Genomic DNA, 20,294 nt, shown 5'->3' on the forward strand with positions numbered 1-20,294 from the left:
GGCTGGATCGGGAACGGTCGAGGTCGGGCGGGGAGCGGTCGAGGCTGGATCGGGAACGGTCGAGGTCGGGCGGGGAGCGGTCGAGGCTGGATCGGGAGCGGTCGAAGCCGGGCGGGGAGCGGTCGAGGCCGTCGAGGCCGGGCGTAGCGCGATGGCGCTGGACGCGGCGGACACGGGGGATGCCGAGGCTTTCCTGGCGTCGCTGGAGGTGACCGGTTTGGATCTGGTGCGCGAACCGGCCTTCAATGGGGATCCGGATTGGGGCGTTGCCGGGGACCTGGACGGGTTCGAGGGTCTGGATGCCGGGGAATGGGGGATCGATGATGGCTTGACGGCCAGCGAGGAGACGTTGCGTGCCGAACTGGACCGTGCCGCCCGCGAAGCCCTGGTCGCCTCGCCTGAGCAGACCAGACCGTTTTCAAAGGGTGAGCCCGTGTCCATCCCCTCCGAAGCGCCGCGTTTCTCGCCCGTGGCCGAAGCCCCCTCCGAAGCGCCGCGTTTCTCGCCCGTGGCCGAAGCCCCCTCCGAAGCGCCGCGTTTCTCGCCCGTGGCCGACTCCATGACGTCCCCGATCGCGTCCGTGGTCCCAGCGGTCGAGGTGGTGGCCGATGTCGCCGAAGCGACGGTGGAAAGGGAGCCGGAACCGTTGGTGGAGCGCCTTGAATCCGCGGATGTCGCCCCCGACGCCTGGGAGTTCGATCCGTCGGCCTCGGTTGCCACGGCGCGATCTCCGTTCGAGCACGGCACGGAGGGGATCGAGATGGTTTCGTTCGATTTTGAGACCTTTCAGGCCGACACGACCGCTGCCAGGCCTTCCGCCGGCGCGCTGGAGGATCATGCCCCCGCCTGGGAGTTCATTCCCTTCGAGGTGGAGGAGGGGGCGAAAAAGCGGGAGCTGCGGATCACCCGGTGAGCGGGCATCGGGACGCACGGGCCTTGTTGCTGGCGTTCGGCTTGTTGTGGCCGGTGGTGTTGTCCGCGGATCTGGTGTCACTGCATTGGTGGATTGCGTGTGGCATGGTCCTGGTGGTCATTCGGGCCGCGTCTCTCTCCGGGCGGGAGTTGGGACGCGGCCTTTTCCGTTTGCGCTGGCTGTTTTTCGCTCTTTTCATGACCCATGCGTTGCTCACACCGGGTGAGTTTCTGGCGTCTGGCCTGACATGGGTGACCCGCGAGGGGATGTTGGCGGGGTTCAGTCAGGCCCTGCGTTTGCTGCTGTTCGTGGCCATGGCCCTGGCACTGGGTCGGATGATCACGCCGCTGGCACTGGCTTCCGGGTTGGGTTTCTACCTCGGTTGGCTGGAGAGGTTCCGGCTTCCGGTGCGGCGTGGCTTGTCGATCCTGGTTTTTTGTCTCACCGGGTTGACGCGCTTTCAGGAACAGACGATCCGGGTGCGTCAGGAGATGCGCATGCGTCAGGGCGAGCGTGATGGATCGGGGGGGATCGAGCGTCTGGAACGCTTGGCTTTTGGCGCGGCGGCGTTGTTGCGTGGTTTGCTGATCGATCTGCGGCAACGTGAAGAGGGGTTGCGGGTGTTGGGGTTTGACCGGTTGCCTGAGCTGACCTTTGGCATGACTTCCGTCATGGGGTGGCGGGAGTGGTTCTGGAGCGTGCCTCCGGCTCTTTTGTGGCTGGCATGGATCGGATTGTGATCGGATAACCAGAATGATCGTCGCTGGGGGGGCATGCCGGGGGCGGGAATCCCCCCGGCACGACAACAGGTCACTCCAGGATGAACAACTGGGAGAAGTTGGCGACCTCCAGGATTTTCTTGACCTGCTCGTTGCAATGGAGGAGTTTCACGCGCGTCCGGTCCCCGCCGGCACCCTCCTCCTTGAGCAGCAACAACATCCCCAGGGCTGAGCTGTCCATGTAGGAGACGCGTCGGAAATCGACGATGTAATGGGTGGCCGACGGGCGGTCGTGATAGGTGCCGCGGAAGGCGCGATGGTCACTGAAGACGAATTTGTCGTCCAACAGAATGGTGACGGTATTGCCCTCTTCATGGGTGGTGATCGGCATGGGGTATTCCTTGGAACTTTGGAACAAGGCACAAAAGCGAATGATGGGTTCCTCTGGAGGGGGATCGCCTTGGAGGGGGATGAACGTTTTGAGTATAATTTTCATTATAACAAAAACGGTCGTTTTCTGGCTCCTTCAAGGAAATGCACGCTCCGTTACTGTTAATAATCCCTTTGGAGAGGACAATCAAGCGGCATTTTCGACTTGGGACGATTTTGTCCCGCTCCTGCTTCCGGCATCCTGCAACACGGACAGTTCCTCGTGGGAGAAGAGCCGATCGGTATCGAGCAGAATCACGAACTGCTGCCCCTGTTTGCCCATGCCACGCACGAAATCCGAACGCAGCCCCGTGCCGATGCGCGGCGCGGGTTCGATCTGATTCGGGTCGAGTTCCATCACTTCCTTCACCGAATCGACCATGGCACCGATCACCGTGGTTTCGTCTTCCTGGATCACGTCGATGATGATGATGCAGGTGTTGACGGTTTTTTCGCTGTGCGGCATGGCGAATTTGGCGCGCAGATCCACCACCGGCACCACGCTGCCGCGCAGATTGATCACTCCGCACATGAAATCCGGGGTGCGCGGGATTTTGGTGACGTCGCTGTACTCCAGAACCTCCTTGATTTTGGAGATGTCGATGGCGAACACCTCTTGCTCGAGGTGAAAGGTCAGAAATTGCGTCACCGTGGTCAGTCCGGCAATGGGCATGAGCTGTACTCCTTGTTTTTCAGGAACGGGATCCCGCTTGCGCGGGATGGGGAACTCCGAGGAGCCTGGACAAATGGGGCTCCCCGGAGACGTACCGTTGATCAGAAGGTCTCGAACTCGTCATCCGAAGGGCGACCCGCTCCCATGTCGAGATTGACCCCACCACCCCTGGCCGATTTCGCGGCAGGCGCGGGCAGGGCCTTGGGGGTATGTTTGGCGGTCGGTGCCGGCAGTCTGGCCGGGGTGCCCGCCTTGGCGCGGGTCGGGGCGGATTTGGCGCGCGGGGCGACCGTGGTTCCGTGGTTGCCGATCTTGAAGAAGGAGATCGAGGTGTTCATGATGTCCGCCTGGGCGCTCAACTCCTCGGCGGTGGCGGCCATCTCCTCGGAGGCGCCGGCATTCTGCTGGATCACCTGATCCAACTGCTGGATCGCCTGGTTGATCTGACTGGCCCCCTGATTCTGCTCCTGACTGCCGGCGGCGATCTCCTGGATCAACTCGGCGGTCTTCTGGATGTCTGGAACCAGTTTGTTGATGATCCCGCCGGCCCGCTCCGCCACCTCGACGCTGGAGGAGGAGAGATGGCTGATCTCGCCGGCGGCGGTCTGACTGCGTTCCGCCAGTTTGCGCACCTCGGCGGCCACCACCGCGAAGCCCTTGCCGTGCTCGCCGGCCCGGGCCGCCTCGATGGCGGCGTTCAGGGCCAACAGGTTGGTCTGACGGGCGATCTCTTCGATGATGCCGATCTTGGCCGCGATCTCCTTCATGGCGGTCACCGCCTCTCCGACCGCCTGTCCGCCCTCTTCGGCATCCTTGGAGGCCTTCTGGGCAATGGTCTGAGTGGTGCTGGCGTTGTCGCTGTTCTGCTGGATGTTGGAGGTCATTTCTTCCATGGCCGAGGAGGTCTCCTCGATGGAGGCGGCCTGTTCGGTGGCTCCCTGGGAGAGATTTTGCGCGGCATTGGAGATTTCGTTGCTGCCCGCCGACACCTGACTGGCGGCGGCGGATACCTCGCCGATCACCTCGCGGAGTTTGGCGGCCATCTCTTTCAAGGCTGTGGCCAACTGGCCCACTTCGTCCTTTTGTTCCAGATCGATGGTGGCGGTGAGATCACCCCCGGCGATCTCACGGGCGAACACCACACCCTTGGTGAGCGCGGAGACGATGATCCGGGTGAGCAGGAAGGCGATGATCAGCCCGAGCAGCACCGCGCCGATGCTGGCCAGGGTGACCATGGTGGAGGAGGATTGGATCAGGGCCGCAGCCTTGGCTTTTTGTCCCTCGACCACATGATCGACCTTCTCTTCGGCCTTGCGACGAGCCTGGACCAACTCCTGCTCGGCCTTGTTCTGGGCGTTGATCGCCTCGACCATGGTGGTCATCTCTTTCTGGTACTGCTCGATGCCGGCGATGACCTTCTTGGCCTGATCGATGTTGGAGGGCTGCTTGAAGCTTGCCAGCAACTCCTTGGCATTTTTCAAGGCGCCGTCAGAGCCGGCCCGGTTGCGTTGGACCTGTTTTTCATCCTGGCCACTGGTGAGAAAGATCTCTTTCTCGCCGATGCGGGCATCCTTGAAGTCGATCAGGAGTTGCCCAGCCTTGGCCGCCTTGATCGCGCGATCCTCGATGGCCGCCGATCGCTTGGCCTGGGCATCTTTGTCCGCCGGGTTCTCCAGAGGTTGGGCGAGCAGTTCGTGCAGTTTTTTGGCTTGATCCTCCTGCATCTTGGTGGCTTCCACGCGCACCGTGTTGTCGGCGATGTCGCGGATGCGCGCCAGGCTTTCGTTGCGGGTCCTTTCCAGGGAGACGTACTGGGCGAAAGCCTTGCCATACCCCTCGGCCAGGTTGACCACCTCATCCATGGCGGACTTGTCTTCCGCGGCATTGAATTTCTGGTCCCGGTCGATGATCGCCTGTTTTTTCAGCGCGTCGAGGGCTTTCTGGTTATCCTCCACCAGTTTGAAATCCTTGCGGATGATGAAGTTTTTTTCCGCGATGGCCGCTTTGGCGATCTGCTCCAGAATGATGGACATGTCGTTGCTTTTGTCGATGCGGTCCGCCAGTCCCATCAAGCCACTGTAGCCGCTCATGGCGACAAAGGCGGTCAAGAGCAGCACCAGACCAAAGCCGGCACCGAGTTTAATGCCCAATTTCAAATCTTTCATGATTGATATTCTCCTGGCGGTTCGTCATTTTTCATTGTGAGGGGTGGTCACAAATTTCCTTGATACATCTTATCGATGATTTCGTCAACTTGCCAGCTTTCTGTTCATCGTGAATTGATCAAAATCAATAGTGGTTGCGGCGTTCGCGCAGGGTGGCAAAGGCCGAGATCGGATCCAGACCCGCCAGCCCGATCCGCGCCAGAAATGCCGGGTTGTCGGCATTCAGGAAGGGGTTGAGTCGTTTTTCCAGTTGGAGCGGATGGGGGAGCGTGAAACCACCATCATCAAGGATGGTCATGAACCGGTGATGCAGTTCGTCCAACTCTGGATTGTCCGGGTCCAGGGATCGGGTGAAGTCGAGATTGACCAGGGTGTATTCATGGCCGGCGAACAGCCGGGTATTGTCGGGCAAGGCACGCAGTTTGCTTAGAGAAGACCACATCTGTGTGGGCGTTCCCTCGAAAAGACGTCCGCAGCCGAAACCGAACAGGGTATCCCCACTAAAGAGTCCGTCGCCGACCCGGTAGGCCAGGTGACCCAGGGTGTGACCGGGGAGTTCGATCACCTCGGCCATGAGGGTGCGGTTCAAGGCCACGCGGTCACCCTCGCGGACGGTCAGATCGAGCGATGGCAGGCGTTGGGCGTCGGTCTCGGCGCCGAGGACGAAGGGGCTATACTGCGTGCGCAAGGGTTCGACCCCGCCGATGTGATCGCCGTGGTGATGGGTGATGAGAATGTGCGAAAGGGTGGCCTGGCGTGCGGTGAGAAAAGCCACGACCGGGCCAGCTTCGCCGGGATCGACGACGGCATAGGCCTTCGTGGCGGTCGGGATCATCCAGACGAGATTGTCGCGACCGACGAGTACGGGTTCAATGTTCAGGGAGGGCTGGGACATGGGGGTGACTCCTTGGATGGTCGGATTGGGTGGAACCGGTGGGTGCCGCCCGATCCTCATGACGGTTTAGGTGCGGCGCGTGGACGCGATCCGGTTGCAGAGTTGGTACAATACCCCGCTGGGCGAGACCGCCGCGCGTCTGATCGCCGATTCGATGGGACGCTGGCTGGGGGCCAGACCCGCGGAGCGGACCCTTGGATTCGGCTTTCCCCATCCCTATCTCAAGGCGTTGACCCCGCATCTGGGCGCGATCCTCGGTGCCTCGCCCGCTGAAATGGGGGTGGCGCGCTGGCCCAAGGGTGGGGACAACCGCATCGCCCAGGTGCGACCCGATGCCCTGCCGTTTCCGGACGAGTCCTTCGACCGCATCATCATGACCCATCTGTTGGAGGGTGTGCAATCCCCGCGCGCAACCTTGCGTGAAACCTGGCGCGTTCTGGTGCCTGGCGGTCGGGTTCTGGTGCTGGTGCCCAACCGGGGCGGCCTGTGGGCCAGGCGCGACATGACTCCGTTCGGCTGGGGGCGTCCGTTCTCTCCGAGCCAGTTGCGCGTCACCCTGGAAGAGTCGCTGTTTCTCTCCCGACAGTCCTGCTATGCCCTGTTCATGCCCCCCTTTCAGGGGGAAAGCTGGCTGGGCGGGGCTCAGGCCTGGGAAAAGGCCGGCGCGCGCTGGTTTGCCCCACTCGGGGGGGTGATCCTGTGTGAAGCCGAAAAAGTGGTTTATGCCGTGCCGGTGATCGATGCGGGAAGCCGTTTGGTCAAGAGAACGCGCCGTGTCCCGGTTCCGATCGGCAACAACCGCGTCTGCGAAAGAGAAGAAACCGGTTTATGAATAGTCCGCTGTTCCGTCGCGCTGCCTCGGGGTGGGTTTGGAGAACCGGTTCACTAAAAAACCGCCCAGCCGTCCCGATCGTGCCCCACTGTTCATGGAAACCGGTTTATGATTGATCTCGAACGCATTCAAGCCTTTCTCGATGAACTGCTGGTGGAACGGGGCCTGGCCGATCACACCATCACCGCCTACCGCAACGATCTGGAGGCGTTCACGGCCTTTTTGCATGCGCATGGCGGCGATCTGTCCACCGCCAGCCGTGAAGATCTCTCCGCGTGGCTGGCCGATCTGGCCGAGCGCGGCCTGATGGCCAGTTCCGTGGCGCGCAAACTCTCGGCGGTGCGACGTCTGTTCCGGCATCTGCTGGAGCGCGGGGTGCGCGGCGACGATCCGTCCCGACTCTTGTCCGCACCCAAGAAACGACGCACCCTACCCAAGGTGCTCGACGAGTCCGAGGTCGAAGCGCTGCTCGCCGCGCCGGATCGGGCCACCCCGCTGGGTCTGCGCGATGCCGCCATGCTCGAAATCCTTTATGCCACCGGCATGCGCGTGTCCGAACTGGTCTCGATCGGTTCTGGCGATCTGAATGCCGAGGCGGGATTCTTTCGGGTGGTCGGCAAGGGGGACAAGGAGCGCCTGGTGCTGGTCCACGCGCCTGCCCTGGCCCTGCTCGATCGCTACGTGCGCCAGGCCCGCCCGCTGCTGATGGCGGGAAGCCCGCCCACCGACGCCCTCTTCGTCACCGCGCGCGGCGAGGCGATGACACGCCAGAACTTCTGGTACCTCATTCGTCGTCACGCGGCCATGGCCGGGATCCTCAAGACCATCTCCCCGCACGGTCTGCGCCACTCCTTCGCCACCCATCTGGTCAAACATGGCGCCGATCTGCGCGGGGTGCAGATGCTCCTCGGTCATGCCCAGGTCACCACCACCGAAATCTATACCCATGTGGCCAACGATCGCCTGCGCCAGGTGCATGCCCGGTATCATCCCAGGTCGGGTCGCGTGCGGGAGTCGTGAGTGACCCTGGGCGGTTTTTCGAACGCATCGATTCTGAAGGGAGTCAAACGACGATGAACGGCTTCAAGGATCACTTCTCCACCGTTTCCGATCATTACGCGCGCAGTCGTCCCACCTATCCGCCCGAGTTGTTCGCCTGGCTGGCCGAACAGTGCCGGGAACGCGAACTGGCCTGGGATTGCGGCGCGGGCAGCGGACAGGCCTCTGCGGCTCTGGCCGACTTTTTCACCAAGGTGGTGGCCACCGATGCCAGTGCCGAGCAGATCGCCCAGGCACAACCCCATCCGCGCATCGATTATCGCCAGGCCAGGGCCGAGGCGAGCGGTCTGGAGAGCGCCTCGGTGGATCTGGTCACCGTGGCCCAGGCGCTCCACTGGTTTGATCCAGAGCCGTTTCAGGCCGAGGTTCGGCGGGTCTTGAAACCGGGCGGGGTGTGCGCGGCCTGGTGTTACGGGGTGTTGCGGGTCGAGGGCGAGGCGGTGAACGACCTGGCCTGGGATTTCTATGCCAACCAGGTCGGTCCCCACTGGCCCCCCGAGCGGCGTCTGGTGGAAAATGGCTATCGCGATCTGCCTTTTCCGTTTCAGGGCATCGAACCGCCGGCGTTCGCCATCACGGTGGCGTGGAATCTGGAGCAGTTGTTGGGCTATTTTGCCAGTTGGTCGGCCACGGCGCGCTATCGGCAGGTGCATGGCGTCGATCCGGTGGAGCGGTTGGTCCCTGGTCTCCGGGCCGTCTGGGGCGACCCGGAGCGGTCGCGGCGCGTGACATGGCCGCTCTCGTTGCGGGTCGGGAGGTGAGCCAGCCCGCGTGCGAGAGTGGGGCGTGGTGGTCGTGATCCGGTTTCTCCGCCCCCCGCACGGACCGGCTCACCATTGCTTGGCCGTTCCAGAAGGGTCACGCGTTTTTTCGCCGTCCGCACGGACCGGCTGTTCAGTCGTGCGAATGGATCGCCTGGCCCCGGCTGATGAATGCCTTGGCCTGGGTTCCCCAGTGATAGACCTGCACGGTCTCGGCGATCGGCTGGTTGATGGGCCGTTCCGACCGCCAGGTCACCACGAAATTGGCGCCCGTTCCCCCCTCCCGATCCTGATGCTCGACGAAATAGGCCACAGTTCCCATGGGGCCGAGCGTGCGCGGTTCCTGGAGATACTCTCGCAACAGCTTGCCGGCGGTATCGTAATATTTCACCGAGGTGAGGGTCAGGCTGTACTTTGGATCGGTGTTGCGCATGCTCAACATCGCGGAAAGGAGGATCTCCGCGGGCCTGCCCCGTTCGTTGAGATTGCCGTGCCACACCGAGGAGTAGGTTGGCACGTAAAGCGTCTGACCCGCCGAGAGGGGCGGTGGATCGTCGGCGCGGAGCAGGCTCGTCGGTGCGGCGAACGAGAGGACCAAGAGCAGCGCGAAGGTGCGAACGGGTTTCAGATTGGGCATGGGATCGCCTCCGGGATCGCCTGGGATCGGCATGAGTGGTGAAAGGAAACGCGCGCTTCGCGGGTGCCGATCATGGCCACCAGATCGCCTGCCTCGAAGCGGAATCCGGCCCCTGGATTGTCGTGGATCTCGCCGTTCCGAAGAACGCACAACACCGATGCCCCGGTACGGGTACGCACCTCGGAGCCTCCCAGGGTGGTTCCTTCAAGCGTGGATCCCTCCTGAATCGCCACCCACTCCAGATCGAACAATCCTTCGGCCTCGCGCAGGCGGTTGAGGGTTTGAAAGGTGTTGCCGTTCTCCCCCAGGGCGGCGTAGCTTTCGTGGCGCACCTGCTGGGTCAGATGGTGGATCGCCGTGGCGGGCAGTTCCAGAAGGGTCAAGGCGTGTCGGGCCATCACCAGTCCGGCCTCCAGGTGCGGCCAGACCACCTCGGTCACCTCCACCTCGCGCAGCGCCTCGATGTGGTCGATGCCGGTGGCCCGGGTCATCAACGGCAGATCGGGGCGTGACGCGCGGATGTGTGCGATCACCGCCAGACTGGCGACCGGGTCCGGCAGGGTCACCAGCGCCAGCCGCGCCTGGTCGATCCGGGCGGCGTGGAGCACCACGTCGCTGGAGGCGTCCCCGTAGATCACCGGCGATCCCTGGTTGTGCAGCTTCTCCAGTCGGCCCAACTCCATCTCCACCACCACATGCGGGATCGCGGCGCGGCGCAGCACCGTGGCGATCTGCGTGCCGACCCGTCCGGCTCCGATCACCACGACGTGTCCGTTCAGGCTCTCCTTGGGCGGGGCGAAGTTATGCGTCGGCTGGGGCGTCCGGTCGCGCACCCGGGCATAGAGCGGGGTGGTCAGTCCCGAGATGAGGGGCGTGACGAGCATGGTGACGATGGCCACGGTCAAGAACAGGGTGTGGGTATCGGCGTCGAATGCGCCCTCGGCGTGACCGATGCGCGCCAGAATGAAGGCGAATTCGCCGATCTGGAAGAGTCCCAGCCCCACGGCCCAGGGTACGACGTTGCCGTAGCCGAACAGGCGCGTCACGATAAAGAAGATCGTTCCCTTGCCCAGACTGACCAACAGGACAAGGCCGAGCACCAGGCCGAGGTGGTTGAACAAATAGCCTGGATCGAGCATCATGCCGACCGAGACGAAGAACAGCATGGCGAACAGATCGCGTACCGGAGTGATGTCGTTCAAAGCCTGGTGGCCGAAGTGGGAGCCGGCCAGCACCATGCCGGCGACAAAGGCGCCGAGGGCAAAGGAGAGTCCCACCAGATAGGTGGCGTAGCCCACCCCGAGCCCCACGGCCAGAAGCGACAGCACGAACAGTTCGCGGGAGTTCCAGCGGGCGACGTGGCGCATCAGCCACGGCAGCAGGCGATTGCCCAGCAGCAGCATCACGACCAGAAAGGCGATCGCCTTGATCGCGGCCCAACCCAGAACCGAGATTCCCATGTCCGGGTTGTCGAGTTCCGGCAGGATGATCATCATCGGGACCACGGCCAGATCCTGGACGATCAGCATGCCGATCATCACGCGGCTCGACAGGGTGCCCATGTAGCCCTGATTCATGAGGGTTTTGAGGATTACCATGGTGCTCGACAGGGAGATCATCGCCCCGAACCACAACGAGACGGTGGTGGTGAATCCCAGCCACCGTCCCACGCCGAATCCGAGCGCCAGGCATGCGACCAGTTGAATGGGGGTGCCGATCAGCGCCACGCGGCGCACCGGCTGGAGTTCCTTGAAGGAGAACTCCAGGCCCAGGGCGAAGAGCAGCAGGGCCACGCCGATCTCGGCCAGAAGTTCGATGTCGTGGATCTGGGTGACGGTGATGCCGCCGGTGTGCGGACCCACGAGCACTCCGGCCAGGATGTAGCCGAGAATCAGCGGTTGGCGCAGCAGGTTGGCGATGCCGCCGCCGAGCAGGGCAGCCAGAACGATGATGATGAGGTCGGTCGCGATACCCATGGTCGTAGGATCTTCAATTGGCAAGAGTGAGGCACGGAACCCGAGGTCCATGCGGTGGATGGTCCATGGGCATCAGGGCGGCAGGGAGGTGCTGGAGAACGGGGCCATGAGAATCCGCGCGGCCATCTCGCCCATGCGTCGGATCACCGCGGGATCGTTTTCCGCCTTGGCCAGCAGGATCGCCCCTTCGAGCAGGGAGAGGATCGCCTCGGCCATGGTCCTGCTCTCCTCGCGCGGGGCGATGGCCTCTTCGATGTGGTGGATGGTCTCGCGCAGGACGCGGGTCAGATAGAGCCGGAAGGTTTCGTCCTCGTTGCTCATCTCGAGGGCCAGGTTGCCGAGTGGACACCCCCTGACCGCGCCGGTCTCGGTGAGGAACAGTTCCTGGATTTCCGCCGCCCGGTCGAAGAGGCGCGCGATCCGTCCCTCCGGGGGGAGATCCGGGGCCAGGGCCTCGGCGAGCAGGCGGCTGGATTCGTCGTGCAACCGTTCCAGAACCGCCAGTCCCAGGGCGCTCTTGGAGGCGAAGAAGTGGTAGAAACTTCCTTTGCGCACCCCGGCGCGCTCGCAGATCTCCTGGACTCCGGCGCGCGCGTAGCCGCCGGCGTGCAGAAGTTCCATGCCGCTCTGGATCAGACGTTCCTTGGCGTCGCTGGTGCGTCCCATGGTTCGGGTCTCCTCCGGATGATCAGGGGTCGCTTTGGGTCGGATGCCGGGTTTCCATGTGCATCCGTTTCAAGAAAGAGGTCAGGGACTCCATGTAGAGCGGATCATCGAGCAGGAAGGCGTCATGGCCGTGGATGGAGCGGAACTGCTCGAAGGTGACGTTTTTCTGATGCCAGTTGAGCATCTTGACCAACTCCTTGGAGCGGGAGGTGTCGAAACGCCAGTCGGTGTCGAAGCTGATCACCAGCATGCGCGCCGCCACCTTGTGAAGTTGTTTGGCCGTGGTTTCCGGATCCGGGAAGGGATCGAAATAGTCCATGGCCTTGGTGATGTAGAGGTAGGTGTTGGCATCGAATTTGTTGACGAACGAGGAGCCCTGATAGTGGAGGTAGCTTTCCACCGCGAAGTCGCGTTCGAAACCGAAGGAGAGTTCGCACCGATCCTGAAGCTGGCGACCGAATTTTTCGTGCAGCCCTTTTTCGGAGAGATAGGTGATGTGGGCCACCATGCGTGCCAGGGCCAGGCCGTTGACCGGTCGCGGGACGTTCTCGCCGTAGTAGTCGCCGCCGTTGAAGTTGGGATCGACCATGATCGCCTGGCGCGCCACGGCGTTGAATGCGATGTTCTGGGCCGAGAGGCGGGGCGTGGAGGCGATGATGACGCAAGCGCGCAGGACATCGGGGTAGTCCAGTGCCCACTGGAGGGCGATCATCCCTCCCATGGAGCCGCCGGCCACGGCCAGCAGGCGCGGAATGCCGAGATGATCGATCAGCCCTTTTTGCAGCCGGGCCATGTCGGCGATGGTGATCATCGGAAAGCGCAGACCGAAGGGTTTGCCGGTGGTCGGATCGAGGCTCGACGGGCCGGTGGTGCCGTCGCAGCCGCCGAGGTTGTTGGAGCAGATCACGAAGAACCGTTCGGTGTCGAAGGGTTTGCCGGGTCCGATGAAGTTGTCCCACCATCCGGGTTTGCGATCGTCGGCGTGATGGCGACCGGCGGCGTGGGCGGTACCGGAGAGGGCATGGCAGATGAGAATGGCGTTGCTCTTGTCGGCGTTCAGGGTGCCGTAGGTTTCGAAGGCGACCCGTACCGGCGCGAGCGTGGCTCCGCAATCCAGGCGCAGGGGGGCGCGGCCATCGGAGAACAGCTCCACATACCGGGTCTGGACGATCCCGACCGAGCCGGGAGACGATGATTCGGCGGTGTTCATCGGATTCCTTGGACCATGCGCGAGGGTGCGGTGGATGGGCGATGTTCGACGCGAAGCCGCGTCGGGCTTGCCTGATCCGACATTGTAAGGTCATGGCGCGCGCGAAGGGAAGGGGGATGCGCGCGAAAAGGGTTTCGAATCCTGGGCATGATATTTGCTTGATATCTGGCAGGGATTCTCCGGGCCGGATCCGGACGCTCGTCGTGGACTTGTGGGAGCCAGAAAAGCATGACACAATTCTTGAAACGATTCAAAGGACTGAACGATATCATCATGGCCGTCGGCATCATCATGGTGCTGGCCATCATGATCATTCCGATTCCATCCTGGCTGTTGGACGTCTTCTTGTCCGTCAACATCTCCCTGGCCATCGTCATCCTTCTGACGACCGTCTATGTGCATCGACCGCTGGATTTTTCCTCCTTTCCCAGCGTGTTGCTCATCACCACCATGTTCCGGCTGTCGCTCAACATCGCCACCACCCGTCTGATCCTCCTGCACGGCGCCGAGGGCGAGGGGGCCGCCGGCGAGGTGATCCGCTCCTTCGGCCAGTTCGTGGTCGGGGGCAATCCGGTGGTGGGTGTGATCATCTTCGCGATCCTGGTGATCATCAACTTCGTGGTCATCACCAAGGGTGCCGGGCGCATCGCCGAGGTGGCCGCCCGCTTCACCCTGGACAAGATGCCCGGCAAACAGATGGCCATCGACGCGGATCTGAACTCCGGTCTGATCTCCGAGTCCGAGGCCAAGACCCGGCGGCGCGAGATCGAACAGGAGTCGGAATTCTTCGGGGCCATGGACGGTGCCTCGAAGTTCGTGCGCGGGGATGCCGTGGCCGGCATCATCATCGTTTTCATCAACATCATCGGCGGTTTCATCATCGGCGTCGGCCAGCACAACCTCTCTGCCGCCGATTCGGCCAACATCTACACCATCCTCACCGTGGGTGACGGTCTGGTGGCGCAGATTCCGGCCCTGGTGATCTCCACCGCCGCCGGTTTCCTGGTCACCCGCGCCTCTTCGGACGAAAACCTTGGCGATCAGGTCGGTGGCCAGATCACCGCCCAACCGCGGGTGATCCTGCTGAGCGCCGCGGTGCTCGGTCTGTTCGCCATTTTGCCCGGCATGCCCACCGTGCCGTTCTCGCTGCTGGCGATCCTGATGGGCGGTTGGGCCTACATGCTCTTCAAGCGGCTGGAAAAGTCGGAACTGGTCCAGGCCCGCACCGAGACCATCCGCGCCCAGAGCGAAGCCCTGACCGAAGAGCCGATCGAGAATTTCCTGGCCCTGGACCTGTTGCGCCTGGATGTGGGGTATGGCCTGATCTCGCTGGTGGATGAGAGCCAACAGGGAACGTTGTTGGAGAAGATCCGTTCCATTCGCAAGCAGTTCGCCTCGGACATGGGTTTCGTGGTGCCGCCGATCCACATCAAGGACAACCTGCAATTCCGTCCCGGCGAATACGCCTTCATGATCCGCGGGGTGGAGGTGGGACGCGGAGAACTCAAGCCGTCGCAATACCTGGCCATGGAGGGCGGTGCGGTCTCGGGACGGATCGACGGCACCCCGACCGTGGAGCCGGCTTTCGGACTGCCGGCGTTGTGGATCTCCGGCAACGACCGGGAGCGCGCCGAGATGATGGGCTACACGGTGGTCGATCCCTCGACGGTGCTGGCCACCCACATCACCGAACTGGTGCATACCCATGCCCACGAGATGCTCAACCGCCAGGAGGTGCAGAACCTGCTCGACCTGACCGCCAAGGGACAACCCAAGCTGGTCGAGGAGTTGATCCCGCACGTCATCACCCTGGGAACGCTGCAAAAGGTGCTGCAAGGGCTGCTGCGCGAGCGGGTGTCGATTCGCGACATGAGCACCATTCTGGAGACCGTCTCCGACTACGCCCGGGTCGTCAAGCAGCCGTCGCAGTTGGTGGAACTCTCCCGTCAGGCCCTGGCCCGTTCGCTGGTGACCCGCTATCTGGACGAGGAGGGACGTCTTTCGGCGTTGATCCTGGGCGCGGACGCGGAGAATCTCGTCAATGAGGCGATCGTCGATGGCGAGTACGGCTCTTATCTCTCCCTGGCGCCCAGGGCCGCCGGGTTGCTGATGGTGCGCATCCGCGAGTCGGTGGATCGCATCGCCGCCCATGTGCAGCAGCCGGTGATCATCACCGGAGCACGGGCGCGACCGTTCTTCAAGCAGGCGGCGGAGGCGACTTTGCCACACCTGGCGGTGCTGTCGCAAAACGAAATCCCCACGAACATCCCGGTCCATTCTCTGGGCACGGTGACGCTTTCGTGATGGCATGATGGATAGAAAACCGTTCAAGGATCCGACCGTATCATGAACATTTCCAAATTTCAGGCGCGCGACATGCGCGAGGCGCTCCAGATCGTCAAGGATCAACTTGGCGCCGACGCGGTGATTCTCTCCACCCGCAGCATCCGGGAGAAGGGACCGGGTGGTCTGGCCATGGGCAAGACGATGATCGAGGTGACCGCCTGCCCGAGCCCGGCGGCCCAGTCCGCGGCGGGGGGAGGCGCGGCGCGCGCCGAGGCGGGACGCTTCTCGGCGGTGGTGGATGATCCGATCGACATGGACGGGGATGAGGCACCACCGGTCCGTCCGATGGCCCGGTCCGCAGAGCGGTCCACCTCTCGGGTCGCGCCAGTGGCCCCGACGGCGCGCGGACGCGATGCCGACATGCCGATGCCCACGCCGATCGTGCCGACCCTGGGGGATCTTCCTCCGGAGTTCCCGATCGTGGGCGACGCCTCGGGACTCGACATGATGGGCAAGCGTCACTACGGCACCATGCTGATGCATGGCGTGGAAGAGCCGATCGCCCGCAAGATCGCCATGATGGATCAGACCGGCAAGGAGCGCGGCCTGGATGTGGCCTTTGCCCGGACCTTGAAGTTCCGCGATCCCCTCGATGGCAAGTCGCGGGTGATCGTGCTGGTGGGTCCGACCGGGGTCGGCAAGACCACCACGCTCGCCAAACTGGCGGCGGATCTGATCCTGAACCGTCAGCGTTCGGTGGGCATGATCACCCTGGACACCTTCCGTGTCGGCGCGGTGGCGCAGCTGGAGACCTATGCCAAGCTGTTGCAGGTGCGTCTGGTGGTGGCGCGCACCCTGTCGGAGGTGAAGGCCGGGCTGCATTCGCTCAACCGCTGCGATTTCGTGCTGGTCGATACCGTGGGCTCGAGCCCCTACAACCGTCGTCAGGTCAACTCCACCGCCGGGCTGTTGCCGATCATGGGGGATGACCGCGAGGTGATCCTGACCATGGCCGCCAACGTGCGTGAAACCGAGCAACAGGCGATCTTCCGGCGCTTTTCGGTGTTGAAACCGACCGGATTGATCTTCACCAAGCTCGACGAGACCGTCACCTACGGCGGCATCCTCAACGTGGCGGTGCGCGCCGGACTGCCCCTGACCATGTATACCGATGGCCAGCGGGTGCCGGAGAACCTCGGTTGGATGTCGCCCAAGACCATGGCGCGCTGGTTTCTGGAAGAGCGCGATCTGGAACAGTGATCGGGTGGAGATGCCCGCTTCACGCTTGGAATGCGAATTGCTAGAACTTGTGAGTTATGAAAAGAAATTCACCCTTTTTCCGTGCTGAACCGGCGGGTCCCGATCAACGGGATGGCGGTGTGGCGGGGGAGTCATGATCAAGGACCTGGACAATCAAGTCGCGACGTTGAAAGAGTTGGCCGAGCGCCGCAAGGCGGGTGGGATGGTCAAGGGCGCGCTTTCCGCCCCGCCGGTGAACGAGGAGTTGTCGCAACGCAAGGTACCTCACACCATGGCCATCACCAGCGGCAAGGGTGGCGTCGGCAAGACCCTGATCACGGTCAACCTCGCCATCCAGTATGCCCGCCAGGGACTCAAGGTGCTCCTGATCGACGCGGATCTCGGCCTGGCCAACATCGACGTGGTGTTGGGCATCGAGGCGCCGCAATTCACCATCCAGGACGTGCTCGAGGATCGCCTGACCCTGGACCAGGTGGCGATCCAGGGACCGGAGGGGATCACCATCCTGCCGGCGGCCTCGGGCGTGGCCGGACTCTCCGCGCTCACCGAGGAGCAGAAGCTCTCCCTGATGGATCACATCGACCGCTGGAACGCCGATTTCGACGTGGTGCTGGTGGATACCGGCGCCGGCATCTCCGAGAACGTCCGCTTTTTCGTGCTGGCCGTGGAGCGGATCATGGTGATCGCCACCCCGGATCCGACCAGCGTCACCGATGCCTATGCCCTGATGAAGGTGCTGTTTCTGAACCATCGCGCCTCCCATTTCGACCTGGTGGTCAACCAGGCGCGGGACGAGGCCGAGGCCAAGGATGTCTTTCGCACCCTGGCGCAGGTGGCGGACAAGTTCTTGAACGTGGTGCTCAATTTCGTGGGTTCGGTCCCCGAGGACGCGCTTCTGGCCCAGTCGGTGCGGGTGCAGAAACCGGTCTCCATCACCCATCCGGAGGCGCCGGTTTCCAAATCGTTCCAGAAGATCGCCACCAGCCTGATGCGTCTGTGGCGCGAGAAACGTCACGAGGAGGGCCGGATGATCTTCTTCTGGCGGCGTCTGCTCGACGATACGCTCATGCATTCGGAGTCGTAGGGGCCATGGTGGCGGCGGTTACCCAGAAACGGGCGGAAAGCCCCAAGGATCCGGCGGACAACGATCAGGGCTCGACCTGGGAGGGGCTGAGTCGTGACGAGGTGATCCTCAAGTACGCGCCGATCGTCAAGTACGTGGCCAGCCGCATCTCGATGAAGCTCCCCCAATCGGTGGACATCGACGATCTGGTCCAGGTGGGGATCCTGGGACTCATCGACGCGGTGTCCAAGTTCGATCCGCATCGGGGCATCAAGTTCCAGACCTATGCCGAATTCCGGGTGCGCGGCGCGATTCTCGATGAGTTGCGCTCCATGGACTGGGTGCCGCGTGCGGTGCGTCAGACCGCGGCCCATATCCAGGAGACCTATCTGCTGCTCGAAGGGCAGATGGGCAAGTCGGTCGAGGATCAGGAGGTGGCCGCCCATCTCGGCCTGACCCTGGATGAATTCTATCGCAATCTCGACGCGGTGCGCGGCATCGCCATTCTCTCCTTCGACGACCTGCGCCCCTCCCTGGACGAGGAGGAGTGGGACGTTTTGGAGATGCTCGCGGATCCGGAGATCATCGATCCGGTGGAGAGCATCGGCCTGCAACAGTTGCGTCTGGCCCTCTCCGAGGCGATCTCCTCCCTGCCGGACAAGGAACGACTGGTCGTGACGCTGTACTATTTCGAAGAGTTGACCATGAGTGAAATCGGGGAGGTGCTCGGACTCACCGAGTCGCGCATCTCCCAACTGCACAGCAAGGCCGCCATGCGCATGCGGGCGCGGATGAAACGGGTATTGGGGCGAATCTCGTGAACATTTGGAATCTTCTCGTTGTCGTCTGTTTCCTGGTCCTTTATTTGGCCGTTTTCATGGTGTTCCAGCAGGTGCAGAAGCTGCGCGAGGAGACCAGGGCCACCACGCCCTCCGAGCCGGATGTGGAGCCGTTCGATCCTGCCGAGTGCATCAATGCCATGCATCGCGAGGTCGCCGCTCTGGAGGCACGTCTCGGCGAGGCGATCCGGACCATTCCCGAGCAGTTGAAAAAGGATCTCCAGGGGATCCAGGCCGATCTGCACTACATGTCCCGTCCCAATCCGGGCAACATGGGGATGGGCATGCCCATGGGGCATTCCGCCAAGATGACCGAATCCGGCCAGCCCGCGAGCATGTCCGATGCCTATCGCGAGGCCCGTCTGCTGCTTTCCAACGGTGTGGACGAGGATCGGGTGGTCACCGAGACCGGTCTGGCGGTCGAGGAGGTGAGTCTGCTCAAGCGTCTCCACCGCAACCAGCAGGATGAGCGCGATTAAAGGGTAACCCGCATTGTTCGTCGTTTCGGGGTCCGGGGGTCTGACTCAACCCACGGACCCCGGCTTCCGGACGCATCCTCCTGACCAACTCCTCCTTGTCCCAACCCCCGGTCCGCGATGATTCTCTCCTTCATCCCGCCATCCCCCGGCGAAAGCGGCCCTGTCTCCTCCACCCCGTTCTCCGCGCCCGACATTCCGAAACTTTTCGAAGGCCAGATGCTGGTCGGTCGCGTCGCGAATGTGGGCGCGGATGGCCAGGGGGTGATCCGTTTTCCCAATGGTTCCGGCATTGCGTTTTCCGGTGGACGCGCCCTGCAACCCGGTGAACAGGTGACCCTGGAGGTAACCCGCCTGACCCCGGAGGTGAGCGTGCGGCTGGTGGCGAGCGAATCGGGCGGGGCGGTGCAACTTGCCCAGACCGCCGAACAGAGTCTGGCGCGCGGGCCGGAGTTGCTGGGACGGCTGATGGTGCTTTCGGGTCTGGCCCGTGGCGCCACCGGTGCGGCGGGGGAGTCGGCGTTGCTGGCGGGCGGACGCTCCGGGGTGCTGGTGGCGGGTCGCGAAACCCTGGCCGGGGTGCTGCAACGGGCCCTGCCGAATGTGGGACTGGGCGATCTGATGAAAGGGGATCTCGCCGGGTTGACGCGGGTGCTCGAGGCCGGCAGTCGCCAGGAGGTGGCGGACGCGGTGCGGCTGGTGCGTCAGGCCGCCGAACATCTGCGTCACGAGCCGACCCGGACCGCCAGCAACGTCACCCCGGCCACCCGCGAGGAGGTGACCGCCGAGGTGGCCGGCGCGCGTCATGCCTTGCAGCGGCTCGGGGATCTGCTGGCGTTGCAGCACATCCTCCCCCAGGCGGCGGCCTCACCGGAGGAGGGGGTCTATCTGTTGGGCTATCGTCTGTTCTGGATGAACGATGGCGGACTGGGCGAGGCGGTGTGGCGCCGCGAACGCGACCGGCGCCGGAAGGATGGGAAATCCGGGGACGGGTCGCTGCTCTCCGTGCTGCTGTCGTTGAACATGACCCGCATGGGCATGGTGCAGGCCCGGCTCGAGCATGGGGCGGGGATGGTGCGGGTGGCGATTTCGGCCCAGGAGGAGGCCTCGCTGGTGGCGCTGCGCGGTGGGGTGGGGGCGTTGCGCGGCGCCTTGTTGGAAGCCGGCGTACCGCTCCACTCCCTCGATCTGGCCATGCTCGGCGCGGGCGGCATGCAGGCCGAGCGGGCCCGATTCCTCGGCCTGGGGAGCGGTTTTCATACCGAGGCGTGAGGATGGTTCAATCGTTTTTTTGGATACAATGATCTGTCTGATAATGAATATTGTTTTTGGTGTCAGGCAGGGATATCCCAGGCGTCCTTCATGCCACCAACGTCCATCTTACCCCGGAACTCGAGACCGTTCCGGTGAGGCCGATGCGCTGCCCGAAGTGATC

General features: G+C 63.3%; 18 protein-coding genes and 1 pseudogene. 11 read left to right on the forward strand and 8 right to left on the reverse strand.

All coding sequences use genetic code 11. The annotated features are described in order from the left end of the window. Window positions 1-913 (forward strand): annotated as a pseudogene (locus ACV4UY_RS04840) (hypothetical protein); the annotation flags it as partial. Then, the gene (locus ACV4UY_RS04845; RefSeq protein ID WP_491606520.1) at window positions 910-1,653 is read left to right on the forward strand and encodes an energy-coupling factor transporter transmembrane component T family protein; all 744 of its coding nucleotides are present in this window, start codon (window positions 910-912) and stop codon (window positions 1,651-1,653) included. The pseudogene ACV4UY_RS04840 and the gene ACV4UY_RS04845, both read left to right, overlap by 4 nt. A 70-nt stretch (window positions 1,654-1,723) precedes the next feature. Here the strand turns inward: ACV4UY_RS04845 and ACV4UY_RS04850 are convergent, their stop codons facing one another. The 4 genes from ACV4UY_RS04850 to gloB form a co-directional block, all read right to left on the reverse strand. Continuing rightward, window positions 1,724-2,023 (reverse strand): STAS domain-containing protein, encoded by a 300-nt coding sequence (locus ACV4UY_RS04850; protein ID WP_491606521.1) that lies wholly within the window; start codon window positions 2,021-2,023, stop codon window positions 1,724-1,726. 186 nt (window positions 2,024-2,209) lie between these two features. Next, window positions 2,210-2,734: a chemotaxis protein CheW gene (locus ACV4UY_RS04855; protein ID WP_491606522.1), complete on the reverse strand. Its 525-nt coding sequence runs from the start codon at window positions 2,732-2,734 to the stop codon at window positions 2,210-2,212. 101 nt (window positions 2,735-2,835) lie between these two features. Beyond that, window positions 2,836-4,899: a methyl-accepting chemotaxis protein gene (locus ACV4UY_RS04860; protein WP_491606523.1), complete on the reverse strand. Its 2,064-nt coding sequence runs from the start codon at window positions 4,897-4,899 to the stop codon at window positions 2,836-2,838. A 124-nt stretch (window positions 4,900-5,023) separates the two neighbouring features. Continuing rightward, on the reverse strand, window positions 5,024-5,794 hold the full coding sequence (gene gloB, locus ACV4UY_RS04865) for a hydroxyacylglutathione hydrolase (protein WP_491606524.1): 771 nt from the start codon (window positions 5,792-5,794) through the stop codon (window positions 5,024-5,026). A 79-nt stretch (window positions 5,795-5,873) separates the two neighbouring features. Here gloB and ACV4UY_RS04870 point away from each other — a divergent pair, with 79 nt between their 5' ends. The 3 genes from ACV4UY_RS04870 to ACV4UY_RS04880 all read left to right on the forward strand — a co-directional run bounded on the left by ACV4UY_RS04870 (window position 5,874) and on the right by ACV4UY_RS04880 (window position 8,446). Continuing rightward, window positions 5,874-6,626: a class I SAM-dependent methyltransferase gene (locus tag ACV4UY_RS04870; protein ID WP_491606525.1), complete on the forward strand. Its 753-nt coding sequence runs from the start codon at window positions 5,874-5,876 to the stop codon at window positions 6,624-6,626. Between the two features lie 108 nt (window positions 6,627-6,734). Further along, window positions 6,735-7,646, forward strand: coding sequence for a site-specific tyrosine recombinase XerD (gene xerD / locus ACV4UY_RS04875; RefSeq protein WP_491606526.1), 912 nt, complete (start codon window positions 6,735-6,737; stop codon window positions 7,644-7,646). Between the two features lie 53 nt (window positions 7,647-7,699). After that, the gene (locus ACV4UY_RS04880) at window positions 7,700-8,446 is read left to right on the forward strand and encodes a class I SAM-dependent methyltransferase (RefSeq protein ID WP_491606527.1); all 747 of its coding nucleotides are present in this window, start codon (window positions 7,700-7,702) and stop codon (window positions 8,444-8,446) included. Between the two features lie 133 nt (window positions 8,447-8,579). Here the strand turns inward: ACV4UY_RS04880 and ACV4UY_RS04885 are convergent, their stop codons facing one another. The 4 genes from ACV4UY_RS04885 to metX all read right to left on the reverse strand — a co-directional run bounded on the left by ACV4UY_RS04885 (window position 8,580) and on the right by metX (window position 12,935). Continuing rightward, window positions 8,580-9,083: a DUF3124 domain-containing protein gene (locus ACV4UY_RS04885; RefSeq protein WP_491606528.1), complete on the reverse strand. Its 504-nt coding sequence runs from the start codon at window positions 9,081-9,083 to the stop codon at window positions 8,580-8,582. Then, complete coding sequence (locus ACV4UY_RS04890; protein ID WP_491606529.1) at window positions 9,071-11,059, reverse strand: monovalent cation:proton antiporter family protein; 1,989 nt, start codon at window positions 11,057-11,059, stop codon at window positions 9,071-9,073. Before ACV4UY_RS04890 ends, ACV4UY_RS04885 begins: the two co-directional genes overlap by 13 nt. A 72-nt stretch (window positions 11,060-11,131) precedes the next feature. Continuing rightward, window positions 11,132-11,725 carry a TetR/AcrR family transcriptional regulator gene (locus ACV4UY_RS04895; protein ID WP_491606530.1) on the reverse strand — a complete coding sequence of 198 codons (594 nt, stop codon included), beginning with the start codon at window positions 11,723-11,725 and terminating at the stop codon, window positions 11,132-11,134. A gap of 22 nt (window positions 11,726-11,747) precedes the next feature. Then, window positions 11,748-12,935: a homoserine O-acetyltransferase MetX gene (gene metX, locus ACV4UY_RS04900; RefSeq protein ID WP_491606531.1), complete on the reverse strand. Its 1,188-nt coding sequence runs from the start codon at window positions 12,933-12,935 to the stop codon at window positions 11,748-11,750. A gap of 228 nt (window positions 12,936-13,163) precedes the next feature. On the opposite strand from metX, the gene flhA reads away from it, so the two are divergent. The 6 genes from flhA (at window position 13,164) to ACV4UY_RS04930 (ending at window position 20,131) form a co-directional block, all read left to right on the forward strand. Next, the gene (gene flhA, locus ACV4UY_RS04905; RefSeq protein ID WP_491606532.1) at window positions 13,164-15,239 is read left to right on the forward strand and encodes a flagellar biosynthesis protein FlhA; all 2,076 of its coding nucleotides are present in this window, start codon (window positions 13,164-13,166) and stop codon (window positions 15,237-15,239) included. 42 nt (window positions 15,240-15,281) lie between these two features. Continuing rightward, the gene (flhF, locus tag ACV4UY_RS04910; protein WP_491606533.1) at window positions 15,282-16,481 is read left to right on the forward strand and encodes a flagellar biosynthesis GTPase FlhF; all 1,200 of its coding nucleotides are present in this window, start codon (window positions 15,282-15,284) and stop codon (window positions 16,479-16,481) included. Window positions 16,482-16,614: 133 nt separating this feature from the next. Continuing rightward, the gene (locus ACV4UY_RS04915) at window positions 16,615-17,565 is read left to right on the forward strand and encodes a MinD/ParA family protein (protein WP_491606534.1); all 951 of its coding nucleotides are present in this window, start codon (window positions 16,615-16,617) and stop codon (window positions 17,563-17,565) included. A gap of 5 nt (window positions 17,566-17,570) precedes the next feature. After that, window positions 17,571-18,365 carry a FliA/WhiG family RNA polymerase sigma factor gene (locus ACV4UY_RS04920; RefSeq protein ID WP_491606535.1) on the forward strand — a complete coding sequence of 265 codons (795 nt, stop codon included), beginning with the start codon at window positions 17,571-17,573 and terminating at the stop codon, window positions 18,363-18,365. Then, on the forward strand, window positions 18,362-18,862 hold the full coding sequence (locus ACV4UY_RS04925; protein ID WP_491606536.1) for a hypothetical protein: 501 nt from the start codon (window positions 18,362-18,364) through the stop codon (window positions 18,860-18,862). The genes ACV4UY_RS04920 and ACV4UY_RS04925 overlap by 4 nt, the downstream gene beginning before the upstream one ends. 117 nt (window positions 18,863-18,979) lie before the next feature. Further along, the gene (locus ACV4UY_RS04930) at window positions 18,980-20,131 is read left to right on the forward strand and encodes a flagellar hook-length control protein FliK (protein ID WP_491606537.1); all 1,152 of its coding nucleotides are present in this window, start codon (window positions 18,980-18,982) and stop codon (window positions 20,129-20,131) included. Window positions 20,132-20,294 lie beyond the last annotated feature (163 nt).

It is taken from the genome of Candidatus Magnetaquiglobus sp. (genome assembly GCF_058402785.1).

Bases quoted from the DNA above. Each gene is read 5' to 3' on its own strand.
- gloB (WP_491606524.1), bottom strand. From the start codon at position 5,794: ATGTCCCAGCCCTCCCTGAACATTGAACCCGTACTCGTCGGTCGCGAC.
- flhF (WP_491606533.1), top strand. From the start codon at position 15,282: ATGAACATTTCCAAATTTCAGGCGCGCGACATGCGCGAGGCGCTCCAG.
- ACV4UY_RS04885 (WP_491606528.1), bottom strand. From the start codon at position 9,083: ATGCCCAATCTGAAACCCGTTCGCACCTTCGCGCTGCTCTTGGTCCTC.
- metX (WP_491606531.1), bottom strand. From the start codon at position 12,935: ATGAACACCGCCGAATCATCGTCTCCCGGCTCGGTCGGGATCGTCCAG.
- ACV4UY_RS04860 (WP_491606523.1), bottom strand. From the start codon at position 4,899: ATGAAAGATTTGAAATTGGGCATTAAACTCGGTGCCGGCTTTGGTCTG.
- ACV4UY_RS04855 (WP_491606522.1), bottom strand. From the start codon at position 2,734: ATGCCCATTGCCGGACTGACCACGGTGACGCAATTTCTGACCTTTCAC.
- ACV4UY_RS04880 (WP_491606527.1), top strand. From the start codon at position 7,700: ATGAACGGCTTCAAGGATCACTTCTCCACCGTTTCCGATCATTACGCG.
- ACV4UY_RS04930 (WP_491606537.1), top strand. From the start codon at position 18,980: ATGATTCTCTCCTTCATCCCGCCATCCCCCGGCGAAAGCGGCCCTGTC.
- xerD (WP_491606526.1), top strand. From the start codon at position 6,735: ATGATTGATCTCGAACGCATTCAAGCCTTTCTCGATGAACTGCTGGTG.
- ACV4UY_RS04850 (WP_491606521.1), bottom strand. From the start codon at position 2,023: ATGCCGATCACCACCCATGAAGAGGGCAATACCGTCACCATTCTGTTG.
- ACV4UY_RS04895 (WP_491606530.1), bottom strand. From the start codon at position 11,725: ATGGGACGCACCAGCGACGCCAAGGAACGTCTGATCCAGAGCGGCATG.
- flhA (WP_491606532.1), top strand. From the start codon at position 13,164: ATGACACAATTCTTGAAACGATTCAAAGGACTGAACGATATCATCATG.
- ACV4UY_RS04890 (WP_491606529.1), bottom strand. From the start codon at position 11,059: ATGGGTATCGCGACCGACCTCATCATCATCGTTCTGGCTGCCCTGCTC.
- ACV4UY_RS04920 (WP_491606535.1), top strand. From the start codon at position 17,571: ATGGTGGCGGCGGTTACCCAGAAACGGGCGGAAAGCCCCAAGGATCCG.
- ACV4UY_RS04915 (WP_491606534.1), top strand. From the start codon at position 16,615: ATGATCAAGGACCTGGACAATCAAGTCGCGACGTTGAAAGAGTTGGCC.